The sequence below is a fragment of the Rhodococcus sp. UYP9 genome (assembly GCF_040547235.1).
Classification (GTDB): Bacteria; Actinomycetota; Actinomycetes; order Mycobacteriales; family Mycobacteriaceae; genus Rhodococcoides.
In genome coordinates this window covers 339516-351615 of the sequence record NZ_JBEPPH010000003.1, presented here as the reverse complement: position 1 = coordinate 351615, position 12100 = coordinate 339516, and the positions used below count along the sequence as shown (strand labels likewise).

13 protein-coding genes and 1 tRNA gene are annotated in these 12100 nt (G+C 61.9%); 7 read left to right on the top strand and 7 right to left on the bottom strand.

Features of this window, described 5'->3' with window-relative positions; translation table 11 throughout:
• Positions 1-4 precede the first annotated feature (4 nt).
• Both ABIB36_RS11375 and ABIB36_RS11370 read left to right on the top strand, forming a co-directional pair.
• Entirely contained in the window at positions 5-757 is a 753-nt protein-coding gene (locus tag ABIB36_RS11375; protein WP_354559415.1) for a DsbA family protein, read from the top strand.
• Positions 758-853: 96 nt separating this feature from the next.
• Positions 854-926 (top strand) — tRNA-Ala (locus ABIB36_RS11370).
• A gap of 144 nt (positions 927-1070) precedes the next feature.
• On the opposite strand, the gene ABIB36_RS11365 is transcribed toward ABIB36_RS11370, so the two are convergent.
• On the bottom strand, positions 1071-1418 hold the full coding sequence (locus ABIB36_RS11365) for a histone-like nucleoid-structuring protein Lsr2 (RefSeq protein WP_084346915.1): 348 nt from the start codon (positions 1416-1418) through the stop codon (positions 1071-1073).
• A 175-nt stretch (positions 1419-1593) separates the two neighbouring features.
• On the bottom strand, positions 1594-3300 hold the full coding sequence (locus ABIB36_RS11360; protein WP_084346916.1) for an FAD-dependent oxidoreductase: 1707 nt from the start codon (positions 3298-3300) through the stop codon (positions 1594-1596).
• Positions 3301-3555: 255 nt separating this feature from the next.
• On the opposite strand from ABIB36_RS11360, the gene ABIB36_RS11355 reads away from it, so the two are divergent.
• Both ABIB36_RS11355 and ABIB36_RS11350 read left to right on the top strand, forming a co-directional pair.
• The gene (locus ABIB36_RS11355; protein ID WP_084346917.1) at positions 3556-4596 is read left to right on the top strand and encodes an N-acetylmuramoyl-L-alanine amidase; all 1041 of its coding nucleotides are present in this window, start codon (positions 3556-3558) and stop codon (positions 4594-4596) included.
• Between the two features lie 11 nt (positions 4597-4607).
• Positions 4608-5663, top strand: coding sequence for a CobW family GTP-binding protein (locus ABIB36_RS11350; protein WP_084346918.1), 1056 nt, complete (start codon positions 4608-4610; stop codon positions 5661-5663).
• A 21-nt stretch (positions 5664-5684) separates the two neighbouring features.
• On the opposite strand, the gene ABIB36_RS11345 is transcribed toward ABIB36_RS11350, so the two are convergent.
• The 3 genes from ABIB36_RS11345 to ABIB36_RS11335 are packed head-to-tail and all read right to left on the bottom strand — an operon-like array spanning position 5685 to position 8277.
• Entirely contained in the window at positions 5685-6098 is a 414-nt protein-coding gene (locus tag ABIB36_RS11345) for a molybdenum cofactor biosynthesis protein MoaE (protein WP_084346919.1), read from the bottom strand.
• A complete protein-coding gene (gene moaCB, locus ABIB36_RS11340; protein WP_084346920.1) occupies positions 6095-7093 on the bottom strand; it encodes a bifunctional molybdenum cofactor biosynthesis protein MoaC/MoaB in 999 nt (332 codons plus the stop codon). The genes ABIB36_RS11345 and moaCB overlap by 4 nt, the downstream gene beginning before the upstream one ends.
• Positions 7090-8277, bottom strand: a complete 1188-nt coding sequence (locus ABIB36_RS11335; RefSeq protein ID WP_084346921.1) for a molybdopterin molybdotransferase MoeA — start codon at positions 8275-8277, stop codon at positions 7090-7092. Before ABIB36_RS11335 ends, moaCB begins: the two co-directional genes overlap by 4 nt.
• Before the next feature lie 174 nt (positions 8278-8451).
• Here ABIB36_RS11335 and moaA point away from each other — a divergent pair, with 174 nt between their 5' ends.
• Positions 8452-9558: a GTP 3',8-cyclase MoaA gene (moaA, locus tag ABIB36_RS11330; RefSeq protein ID WP_084346922.1), complete on the top strand. Its 1107-nt coding sequence runs from the start codon at positions 8452-8454 to the stop codon at positions 9556-9558.
• A complete protein-coding gene (locus ABIB36_RS11325; RefSeq protein ID WP_084346923.1) occupies positions 9551-9793 on the top strand; it encodes a MoaD/ThiS family protein in 243 nt (80 codons plus the stop codon). Before moaA ends, ABIB36_RS11325 begins: the two co-directional genes overlap by 8 nt.
• A 9-nt stretch (positions 9794-9802) precedes the next feature.
• Here ABIB36_RS11325 and nadE read toward each other — a convergent pair whose 3' ends face one another.
• Positions 9803-10648: an NAD(+) synthase gene (gene nadE / locus ABIB36_RS11320; protein ID WP_354559420.1), complete on the bottom strand. Its 846-nt coding sequence runs from the start codon at positions 10646-10648 to the stop codon at positions 9803-9805.
• Positions 10649-10684: 36 nt separating this feature from the next.
• On the opposite strand from nadE, the gene ABIB36_RS11315 reads away from it, so the two are divergent.
• Positions 10685-11449 (top strand): fructosamine kinase family protein, encoded by a 765-nt coding sequence (locus tag ABIB36_RS11315; RefSeq protein WP_084346925.1) that lies wholly within the window; start codon positions 10685-10687, stop codon positions 11447-11449.
• Here the strand turns inward: ABIB36_RS11315 and ABIB36_RS11310 are convergent.
• A complete protein-coding gene (locus ABIB36_RS11310) occupies positions 11413-12039 on the bottom strand; it encodes a TetR/AcrR family transcriptional regulator (RefSeq protein ID WP_354559422.1) in 627 nt (208 codons plus the stop codon). The genes ABIB36_RS11315 and ABIB36_RS11310 overlap by 37 nt on opposite strands.
• Positions 12040-12100: the final 61 nt, after the last annotated feature.

Below are 12100 nucleotides of genomic sequence, written 5' to 3'. Positions count from 1 at the left end.
CACCGTGAGCCAAAAACGAACATCGAGTGCGAAGTACACCCCACAACCGACGTCCAGTACCTCTACGTACGTTCTGGCCGCGGTGGCGGTACTCGTGGTCGCTGTGGTCGTGGTCGTGGCGGTCATGTGGCAGCGCGGCAGTGACACCCCGCGTAACGACGGTTACGGCACGGTCAAAAATGCAAATGTGGAATTGACGGTTCTGCCCGATGGTGTCGTCCAGCTGGCAACCGCACATGCCGCGCCGGTGGTGGATCTGTTCGAAGATCCGATGTGCCCCTTCTGCGGTGATCTGGAAGTCAAGCACGGCCAGGAGTTGGCACAGAAGATCGACGACGGTGCGGTAGCGGTTCGATATCACCTGGTTGTGCTTCCTCAACTGGACGCTTCTTCGGCGAGCGGGAGTTATTCGAGCCGGGCGGTTGCTGCATCGCATTGTGTCGCCGCATCGGAAGACGCCATTGTCTATTCGGCATTTCACGCAGGCCTGTTCGGCGCAGAATTTCAACCCGAAGAAAACGGTGATTCCGACCGGACCGACACCGAACTCGCCGACCTCGCCCAGAAGAGTGGCGCAGGAGAGGCGTCGACGCAGTGCATTCTGTCCGGGGCGATGACCGATGTCGCCGCAGCAGACGCGGCGAGCGCCCGCGAGGCCCTGTCCGCGGCAGGTGCAGCCGGAACCCCCGGTGTTCTCGTCGATGGTCAGGTCGTCGATGCTCTCCGCGACTCGTCCTGGATCGAATCGATCGGCTGACCGAACATTTCCGGTTCCAGCAGCGGATTTGTAGCAGTATGCGGCCATGGTGTAACTTCGTTCGAGCAACCGCAAAACAGCGCGGCTGTGAAGTACGGGGCTATGGCGCAGCTGGTAGCGCACCACACTGGCAGTGTGGGGGTCAGGGGTTCGAGTCCCCTTAGCTCCACCGAGTTCGTCCTGAAAGAAGTACACGCAAGCCCTGACCGGTGATCCTGGTCAGGGCTTGCGCTGTTTGTGGCGATGAACGAAGAAAATGGGGGCCACCTCGTGGTGGCCCCCATTTACTTGCCCAGACGTGCCGCAGCCCCGGTCAGTGGGCAGCGTCGAATGCGTTCTCGACGTCCGAGGGAATTCGGCCTCGAGCCGAAATGGTGTATCCGTTGGATTTTGCCCACTCGCGGATAGCCTTCGTCTGATTGGCATCGCGCTTCTGGCCGGACGAGGTGGAACCGACGGCCTTCTTGACCCGCTTACCGCCGACACGGGCCGAGTGCTCGATGTAGTAATCGAGCTTGCGGTGGAACTCTTTGGCGTTTTTGTCGCTGAGGTCGATTTCGTAGCTGACGCCGTTGACGGAATAGCTTATGTGCTCTCCGCCGGAGTCGATCGGCTTGTCGTCGATATCGTCGACCAGTTGAACATAAACTTTCTTGGCCATTCTGGAGGTCTCCAATGATCAATCGGGATGAATCCGCGTAGAACTCAGGAAACTATACGACCGAACACGCGAATAATCCATGTCAGCGACTGTGTATCGGAAATTCATGTATTCGACTGTCCAGTAGGAATCTACGATATCGACGAAACAAGTTCTCGGCGCCGGATAGTTGGAATCAGGAAAGATCTGTACTCGGAGGCTGAGCTGCGAGCCTCATCTCGTCCAAGCCCACGAACTTCACGCGAGGACGCCCGGTGTCTTTTCCAGCCGAAACCTCTGCTTTGTCGATGCGTGCCCAAGCAGGAAAGTCGAGCGCGTCGGGCGCTTTCTTCTCCAGCAACAGGTCGAGTTCCGCTCGATCCGCGCGGGCATGCGGAAGACGGTCAGCAGCTATGTCTTCGAGAAGGCTTCGAACGGTCTCGGCTGCACACTTCTTGTTGGTTCCGATCACGCCGGTGGGCCCGCGCTTTATCCAGCCCGTTGCATAGGTTCCGGATACCGGCTCGCCTGAATTGTCGATCACGCGGCCTTCTTTGTTGGGAATCACGCCGACACCGGAATCGAACGGCACGCCTGGTATCTCGCTTCCGTGATAACCGACCGAACGCAGAATCAGACCGGTGTCGAGCATCTCTTCGGTCGAGGTTCGCTCGGCTTTCACCGTGCCGGACTCATCGGTTCGAAGCTCATTGTGTATCAGACGAACAGAGGTGACCGACTCTTCTCCGAGTATCTCGTCAGGGGAAACACAGAAACGGAGCACAATGCGCTTCCGGTTCTGGTCGGATCCTGCGCCTTGGCCGTCTCCGGCTGCAATTTCGCGAGCCAGTTCTACCTTCAACGCGATGGAGGGTTCGGCGGTGCCTGCTTCCAGCGCTGCGAGTGTGGTGGCATCTGGTTCGGCTTCGTCGGCTGACAACACGATGTCGATGTCGGCAGCATTCATCAACCCGATCAATTCGGGATTCGTGTATGCAGCCTGGGCGGACCCGCGTCGACCCAGAACTACCACCTCGCGGATCTTGCTGCCTCGCAAGGCCTCCAGCGCGTGGTCGGCGATATCGGTATTCTCGAGTTCGGCCGGCGAAACCAGCAGAACACGAGCGATGTCGAGGGCGACGTTTCCGTTGCCGACGAGGACTGCTCTTTCGCTGCTCAGGTCGTAGCTGCGGTCGGCGTAGTCGGGGTGGCCGTTGTACCACCCGACGAATTCGGCTGCTGCGTGAGAGCCGGGAAGATCTTCCCCTGGAATCCCGAGACGTCGATCGTTGGAGGCACCCGTCGCGTAGATGACCGCGTCGTGGTGTTCGAGAAGTTCTTCGTGAGAGATATCGGAGCCGATCTCGACGCCGAGATGGATCCGTACCGACTTCTTGCCGCCGACCGCGCGGAAGAGATCGGTCACTGCCTTGGTGCCTGGATGATCGGGTGCTACGCCGGCCCGAACCAGCCCGTACGGGGTCAACAGGCGGTCGTACATCTCGACCTCGATACCGCGGATGGACGCGAGTTCGGTGGCGGCGTAGAACGCCGCAGGGCCTGATCCGACGACGGCAATTCTTCGGCCCGTGAAGTCGACGCCTTTGAACGGCGAAGCAACCGCGTTGTACCCACTGCTCTGCATCGGGTGAAATTGGAAGTAGTTGGCATTTATCCCGAGGTATCGCTCTTGCTCGGGCTCCAATTCGTGGTCGGCGCGGATGGCGTCGACGGGGCATTCGTCCACACACGCACCGCAGTCGATGCAGGTATCCGGATCGATGTGCAGCATCTCCGAGGTCATGAAGCCAGGTTCGTCCGGCGTGGGGTGAATACAGTCGACTGGACACACATCGACGCATGATGCGTCGTTGCAGCAGGGTTGAAGAATCACGAACGTCATGAACCTGTTCTACCGCGAGACGCACCACTCCGTGGCCGGTTCACTACTCCTACTGCAACGGTTAGGTGTCGACTTGCTCACATTCCGCTTGCGGATTCGGATCAGCCGGTATCGCGCGACCGTGACGAGCTCACCTTCTGCTTAACTTGTGACGAAAGTGTCTGCTGTTGCTGGTGTGTGCCACAGAGGCTGCTGATTCGCAATGTGGAAGGGGAGTGGCACGCTCGACTCCGTCAGAGTGTGCCCAACTGCTTGATGAATAGAATCTCCATGCTCGGCGTGCTGTCCGCAGGTGTGATGGCCGGCGCGCTGATGATCCCTGCAACAGCGTCGGCTGCCCCATCGGGCGTAGAGCTCGACGGCAAGACGGTCTTCGTGGATCCCGGTCACCAAGGCGCCGGCCACGCCGAAGATCTGACTGCGCAGGTCGACGACGGTCGCGGTGGCACCAAGGACTGCCAGACAACAGGGATGACCACCGTCGACGGAGTTTCCGAACACACCATCAACTGGAACGTCGCTCAGCTGGTGAAATCGAGTCTGGAAAGCCTCGGTGCCTCGGTCGTCATGAGCCGCGCCGACGACTCTTCGTGGGGCGGTTGTGTCGATGATCGAGCACGGGCGGCCAGTGCGTCCGGAGCGGACGTCGCTGTCAGCATCCATGCGGACTCGACGGCGGTGGGCACCGATGCCGACAAGCACGGGTTCCACCTGATCGTTCCCACGCTCCCCATTCCCGACGTAGCTGCCAATGCCGCCCAGTCGGACGGTGGCCTGGCCGCATCGAACCTGATGCGCGACGCGTACGAGCGAGCCGGGTTCAGTGCGGCCAACTACGCGGGGGTTGTGGACGGACTGCAGGAGCGGTCCGACATCGCCGGGCCTGCGCTGACCAGTGTGCCTTTGGTTTTCGTCGAGATGGGAAACGGCTCCAATCCTGATGACGCTGCTGTGCTCGAGAGCCCGGAGGGGCAGCTGAAGCACGCCATCGCTATCTCCACCGGGCTGATCGACTATCTTCTCGGCCCTGACACCACTGTTGCGGCCTTACCAGTGGAGGGACCGGGCGCACCGTCAGACTCGGCCACGGCGACCCCTGCGGCAGGTAAGCCGAAGCTCGAAGCCGCCCCGAGTTCGACCGGGGGGAGTCCGCTCGCGCGCCTGCTCGCCGGGATCGCGCCGTACGTCGATTCCGTCGGGATCGACGGATTGTCGGATCTGGTGACCGACGACAACGTTCGATCGGTGTCGAACTTCGCGCAGGGCCTGCTGAAGCGGATGCTCGCAACCGAGTAACCTCACGATTCGTGGCGCGCGCACTCGGAGACCGAAGGATTCCCGTAATTCTCGTCTCGGGATTTCTCGGCGCAGGCAAGACGACGTTGCTCAATCACCTGCTTCGCCACAATCGAGGAATTCGCATCGGAGTCATCGTCAACGACTTCGGCTCCATCAATATCGATTCGATGATGGTTGCCGGTCAAGTCGATTCGATGGTGGCCCTCGGTAACGGGTGCATCTGCTGCGCCGTGGACATCGAGGAGATGGATTCGATGTTCGACCTTCTGTCCGAGCCCGCGAGGGCGCTCGACGTGATCGTCGTCGAGGCCAGTGGCATTGCGGAGCCGAGAAGTCTCATTCGAATGGTGCTGGCCAGCAACAATTCTGCGATCGTCTACGGCGGCCTAGTCGGAGTCGTCGATGCAGTCGAATTCGGCGGCACCGTCGAACGGCATCCCGAGATCGAACAACACCTCCGCCTCGCAGACCTCGTGGTACTCAACAAGACCGACCGACTCGACGATGCCGAGACGGCTGCGGTTCTCGACAGTGTCCGCGAGAGAGTCGGAGACGTCCCGATCGTGGTGACCAGACATGGCCGCGTCGACGCAGCGTTGCTTTTCGATGTTCCGACTCGGGCTGACGATAGAAGCTCGGCACGGCAATTGTCGTTCGACGAGGTGCTGTACGAGGACGAGGATCCAGGCGATCACTCGCGGCATCTGCATGCCGCCTATACGACTACGAGCTTCGAGACCGAAGAGCCGATGGACCCGCGCCGCTTCATCGAGGTGATGGAGAATCCGTCGGGAGAGGTCTACCGTGCCAAGGGTTTCGTGTATTTCGGTGTGGATGGCTACGCGGGAAAATATGTACTCGGTACGGTCGGTCGGCACATCCGACTCGAATCGACCGCGTGGGGCCGCGGCGAGCGAAGAGCGACCTCGCTGGTGTTGATCGGAACGGATATCGACGAAGAGTTGGTCGAGGTCCGCCTGCTCGACTGCATCCGCCGGGCCGGGGACCCGACCGATCGACCGGCGATGCTGCCGGTTCATCGATACACGCCGAATCCAGCGTGAACTGGCGCTCCGATGCAGCAGTCAGAGACCGACCCATTCCGAGGTACCGGTGGCGAAATGCTGACGCTTCCAGATGGGAACTTCGGACTTGATGCGTTCTACGAGCGTGGCGCACGTCGCGAAGGCCTCCGCGCGATGTGGGGACGCGACCGCGGCGACGAGCGCGATATCGCCGACGACCAGGTCCCCGACGCGATGTACTGCCGCGACGGGCAACCCTGACTCCGCCGCCACTTCCGCGCAACAGGCGCGGAGGAATTTCTCTGCATCGGGATGCGCCTGATATTCGAGTGCGGAGACGGCTTGTCCGCCATCGTGATTGCGCACCACACCGCTGAAGAGTACGACTGCGCCGTGCTCCGGCCCGGAGACTGCGGCCTCGACGATGTCGATATCGATCCTATTCTTCGAGATCTCTGCCAAAGGCTCGTTCACGGCAATTCGCCTTCCTGTGTTTCGGCATGCAGACCATCACCGGCAACCTGCGCGAGCAGATGGTCGAGGATCGGCCCGAGAACCGAGAGTCCGTCCTTGACGCCCCCGGGTGACCCAGGCAAATTCACGATGACGGTCGTTCCTGCAAGCCCGGTCAGTCCACGACTCAATGTCGCATGAGGAGTGACGGTGGTCCCCTTGGCCCGAATCGCGTCGGCGATCCCGGGGAGTTCGCGATCGAGAACTGCTCGCGTCGCCTCCGGAGTGGCATCGGTCGGTGATACGCCCGTACCCCCGGTGCTGATCACCAGTGACGGCGCACCGGTCAAGGCGTCGTCCAGGCCGGATGCGATATCGGCGTCGGCAAATACCAGCGGCCCGCGAACAGTGAACTCACGCTCCTGCAACCACCGCACTATCACCGGTCCAGTGGTGTCTTCGCGGGTACCTCGCGCACCACCTGTCGACGCGACGAGTACAACAGCAGATCTAGTTCCAGCGCTGGGTGTTTCGTGGTCCTTCTCGACGCCCCTAGACCATCGCCCATGTTTTCCGCCCTCTTTGCTCAGCAGGCGCACATTGTTCATGGTTGCGGACGGGTCGACGGCCTTGACCATGTCGTGCAGGGTGAGACCGGCGACTGCGACGGCCGTCAGCGCCTCCATTTCCACTCCCGTCGGACCGGTGGTCTTCGCCGTTGCCTCGACAGTGATCGTCGTGTCGGTGAATCCGAAGCGCACATCCACCGAAGACAGTGCCAGTTGATGGCACAGCGGTATCAGCTCCGAGGTCTTCTTGGCCCCGGAAATACCCGCGATTCGAGCCGTGGCCAACACATCTGCCTTCGGCATTCCATCAGCGCGGACGAGGGAGACAACTTCGGCAGTGGTGACCAGTTCGCCTGCAGCGACTGCTATTCGGGTGGTGTCGGACTTGTGTGACACGTCGACCATGCGGGCGCGGCCTTCGGAATCGACATGGGAAAAACTTGTCATAACGGCACCACTGTCACTTCGGACCCTGCGGTCATCTCGGTCACTTCGACGGGCACATCCACCAACACGTCTGCCCATGCCATCGCGGCAACGAGGTGCGAACCTGCTCCGGCGATCAATGTCACGGTTTCTCCCTCCAGCTTCCCTCTCGAAAACTGCCGTTTGCCTGCGACGGAGGTGACGTCTGTCGCCAACTTCGCCACCCGGGTCGGCACCGGCGGTAAGCCTGCAGCGTCACGAAGCACATCACGTGCGAACACCAGAAACGAGACAACGGTGCTCACTGGATTACCCGGAAAGTTCAACACGGGAACGCCGTCGACGACGGCTGTACCTTGAGGTCCGCCTGGCTGCATCCGTACCGGCCCGAATTGTCCGCCCAGTGGGAGCAACACATCCTTCACGACCTCGAAATCGCCCATGGACACCCCGCCGGAGGTGATGATGAGCTCGGATTCGGCGGCGGCAGCGGTGACGATTCGAGTAAAGTCCGCAGGCTCGTCCGAGCTGCGGTGTACGCCCGTGACTTCGGCGCCGTTGCTCCGAAGATGAGATGCCAGTGCGATGCCGTTGGAATCGAAAATTTGGCCGAGCCGAAGCGACGAGCCCGCCTCGACGAGTTCGGCGCCGGTGGTGATCACGGCAACTCGTGGACGACTGCGAACCTGCGTGTGAGACAAGCCGACTGCGGCAAGGACTGCAATGTGACGAGGTTCGAGAAGCTGGCCTGCGTGGATCAGCGTGGTACCGGCGATGACGTCGCTGCCCTGCTCGCGAATGTAGTCACCGGGTTGCCGGGACACCTCGATCGTGACGGAATGCTCGTCACCCGCAGTCGTGTGCTCGACGGGCACGATGGTGTCCGCACCTTCCGGGACCGGGGCGCCGGTCATGATCTTGACGCTGGTCCCGGGTTGCACTGCACTCGGCCCCGTCGCTCCCGCGGCCACTGTGCCCGCAACCTCGAGGGTCACCGGAACCGTGGTGATCGCCGACGAGTGGACTGCGTATCCATCCATCTGCGAATTCCTGAACAGTGGAAGATCGACCGGCGAAGCGACGTCGGCGTAGGCCACACGGCCCAGTGCATCGCTCAGCAGGACCGACTCCGCGGTGCGTGTCTTCAAGGGATCGAGTAGGCGTCGAACGTGAGCGGCGTGGTCCTCGACCGAGGCCGCGCTCATGCTCCGCTCGCCTTCGGGGCCGACGTGGCGCGGGTCTTCATATAGTCGATCCTAGGCGTGCGTGTTTTCGAAATTGGAGACGGCCGAGGCCCCCCGTTCTGTGAGGAACGGCATACTGGACCACGTAGCGTTGTCGGAGCGAGGATTCGCTCTAGTTTCACGAGGAGGGTGCACATGACCGTCAGCAGTGTCGTCGGACTCGGTATCCCCTCGGTGAAGGGCCCCGAATCTTCCAATAACGCCGAATCTTCGAAGAGCCCTGCGGTGTTCTCGGTGGACGACCGGCCCGAGGTACCGGTTCTGATAGACCGGTTCGGCCGGGTGGCGCGCGATCTGCGGGTGTCCATCACCGAAAAGTGTTCGCTCCGTTGTACATATTGCATGCCTGAAGAAGGTCTGCCTGTCATTCCGGCCGAGAACCTGCTCACTGCCGAGGAGATCGCGCGAGTAGTATCCCTCGCGGTACATCGGCTCGGGGTCGAGGAAGTGCGCTTCACCGGGGGTGAACCGCTGATGCGGGCCGATCTGACCGACATTCTCGCCCGATGCGCACAGCAAGTGCCCGGCATTCCTCTTGCGATGACCACCAACGCCATCGGTTTGGAGCATCGGGCGGAGAGCCTCGTCGCAGCCGGACTGAGCCGAGTCAACGTCTCGCTCGATTCCATCGACCGCGCGCATTTCGCCGAACTCACCCGACGCGATCGTCTGCCGTCCGTCATGGCGGGAATCCGGGCAGCGAAGCGAGCCGGGTTGAACCCTGTCAAAGTGAACGCCGTACTCATGCCGGAGACGCTGCACGGTGCAGGCGACCTGCTCGAGTGGTGCCTGAACGAAGGCGTGGCCCTCCGATTCATCGAGCAGATGCCGCTAGACGCCGATCATGAATGGGCTCGTTCCAACATGCTCGACGCGCAGCAACTGCTCGATGTGCTCTCCACCCGTTTCGACCTGACCGAGGTCGGTCGCGAGGATCCGTCTGCGCCGGCCGAGGAGTGGGCAGTCGACGGAACCGACGCCACCGTGGGCATCATCGCGTCCGTCACCAGGTCGTTCTGCTCCGACTGCGATCGAACTCGGCTCACCGCCGAAGGAACAGTGCGGTCGTGTCTGTTCAGCGACGAGGAAACCGACCTGCGGGCGGCCATGCGCGGGGGAGCAACCGATGACGAACTCGCTGCACTGTGGCGGGGCGCAATGTGGAACAAATGGGCAGGACACGGAATCGACGCCGAAGGTTTCGTTCCTCCGACGAGAAGTATGGGAGCTATAGGTGGTTGAGGTTCGTTACTTCGCCGGTGCGGCGGACGCGTCGGGATGTGCCGTCGAGACTTTCGATCTGCCCGTGGGCAGCGATCTCGCGGCGTTGAAAGCTGCGGTAGCTCACAGGCACGGCGGAAAGGTGGCCGATGTTCTGCGCGTGTCTGCGTTTTTGATCGGTGACGATCTCACGCGCGATCCCACCGCGACGTTCGGTGACCGAGTCGACATCCTGCCACCGTTCGCAGGCGGCTAGCCCGAGGGCTCAGTTCTCGGTGGTCCACCAATCGTCGAACGGTGTGACGGGAACCGCGCGCTTGTGCCTGGAGTTCAAGAACATCCTTTCCAGTTTCTCGGCAACCTCCTCGGTCACGTCCTTGCCTTCGAGGTAGTCGTCGATTTGCGCGTACGTCACACCCAGGGCCTCCTCGTCGGGGAGTGCTGGACGATCGTCCTCCAAATCCGCAGTGGGCACCTTCTTCCACGTGCTCTCCGGTGCATCGAGTTCTCGCAGCAGCTCGGCCCCCTGACGCTTCGTCAGTCCGGTAAGAGGTGTGATGTCCACTCCGCCGTCGCCGAATTTGGTGAAGAATCCGGTGATCGCCTCGGCAGCATGATCAGTGCCGACCACGACGTAGCCGAGTTCGCCTGCGAGTGCGTATTGCGCCACCATGCGTTCGCGAGCCTTGATATTGCCGCGCACGAAGTCGCGAACCTCGTCGTTGCCCAGGGCGTCCGCCACCGAGGCGGCGGCTGCGTCGGCCGATGCTTTGATATTGACGGTCACGGTCCGGTCGGGATCGATGAACGACAGCGCGATGGATGCATCGTCCTCGTCGGCCTGCACACCGTAGGGGAGACGCACAGCAAGAAATCCGGCTTCGGCGCCTTCGCTGCGAAGTTCGGTGACCGCGCGTTGAGCCAGCTTTCCGGCCAAGGTGCTGTCCTGACCGCCGCTGATGCCGAGCACGAACCCTGTGGCAGGTGTCGAACGGAGGTAGTTCTTGAGAAAGTCGACGCGTCGGGTGATCTCGGAGGCAGGGTCGATGGTCGACTGGACCGCGAGTTCACGTTGGATTCGAGTGCGCAATTCCGAACGGATGAGAGACATCACGCCATCTTAGGTGCGCTCCGTACACTGCACGTGATGACAGCGAAGACCTTTTCGAAGTCCGATCGCAGTGCCCACCCTGACTTCTTCGCAGCCGAGGCCGCCGGGCTTGCATGGCTACGGGCGGGCGGCGGCGCGACCGTCGATGTGCTGGACGTCGGACCGACACATATCGATCTGGCCCGACTGGATCTCGGATCGCCGACGCAGGCCGCGGCCCGCGCGTTCGGGGCTGGGCTTGCCACCGTTCACAGTAGCGGAGCTCGTGGGTTCGGTTGTCCTCCAGATGGTTTCGATGGTCAGTTATTTATCGGGGCAAGGCCGATGTCGAGCGTCGAGCACCCGTCGTGGGGCTCGTTTTACGTCGAGGAGAGGGTTCGTCCGTTCCTGCGGGTAGCGCTGGAGGTGGGAAACGTGACGCAGAGTCAGGCGGCTGATATCGAGCGTGCGTGTGAGCGAGTTCGTGCGGGCTGTGTCGACGACGGCGAGCCGCCGAGCCGCATTCACGGAGATCTGTGGACCGGAAACGTCATCTGGACCGATTCCGCCGCGGTGATGATCGATCCGGCAGCGCACGGCGGCCACCGTGAAACCGATCTGGCAATGCTGGAACTGTTCGGCTGTCCACTTCTGACGGACATCGTCGACGGGTATCAGTCGGTGTTTCGACTGCGCGAGGGCTGGGAGACGCGTATTCGGTTGCACCAGTTACACCCTTTGGCCGTGCACGCAGCGGGACACGGCCCGTCGTACGGTGCGGCACTTCACCGTGCTGCGGAGGCGGTGGAGCTGCTCTCCTGACGGGTTGCTCGACGGACCAGGTCTTCCCAGCCGTCGGCAAGCCGTTGCTTCGACATGCCGAGGTCGCGGAATTGGTGCAGGACGAGTGTTGCTTCGAGCGGTGTCAGGAGTCCGTAAGCGAGGAGTTCGAGGTCGCCCTCCACGTGGGCAGTTCGGAGGAGGTTGAGAACGTGCGTGTAGTTGACCCTGTGTGCAGGTGCGGAATATCGCAGTTCAGGTGAGTTTTCGGCTGCGCGCATGACCTCTCCTTGGACTTCGACGAGGTTCAAGCGGGCGCGCCCGAACGCGACCAATCGGTCGATCGGGTCTGCCCCTGGGCCCAGCGGTGGGGGACCGAACAGGAAGCCGTGTTGCAGCTCCTTCTCGGTGTGGTCGACCAACGCTTGCATGAGTCCGGATCGGCTTCCGAAGCGGCGGAAAACTGTGCCTTTGCCCACACCGGCTCGGGCGGCCAGTGCGTCCATCGTGACAGCGTCCGCCCCGACTGTGGCGACGAGTTCGGTGGCCGCGTCCAGTAAGAGGCGGCGGTTACGTGCGGCGTCGCAGCGCTCGGTTTCCTCGCCGGCGATGGGGAGCATGAAATCGGTCACAAGCGACACCATACCTGCTCCCGGAACAGAAGTGGACCGGAGTCCGCTTGCGATGGTAGGA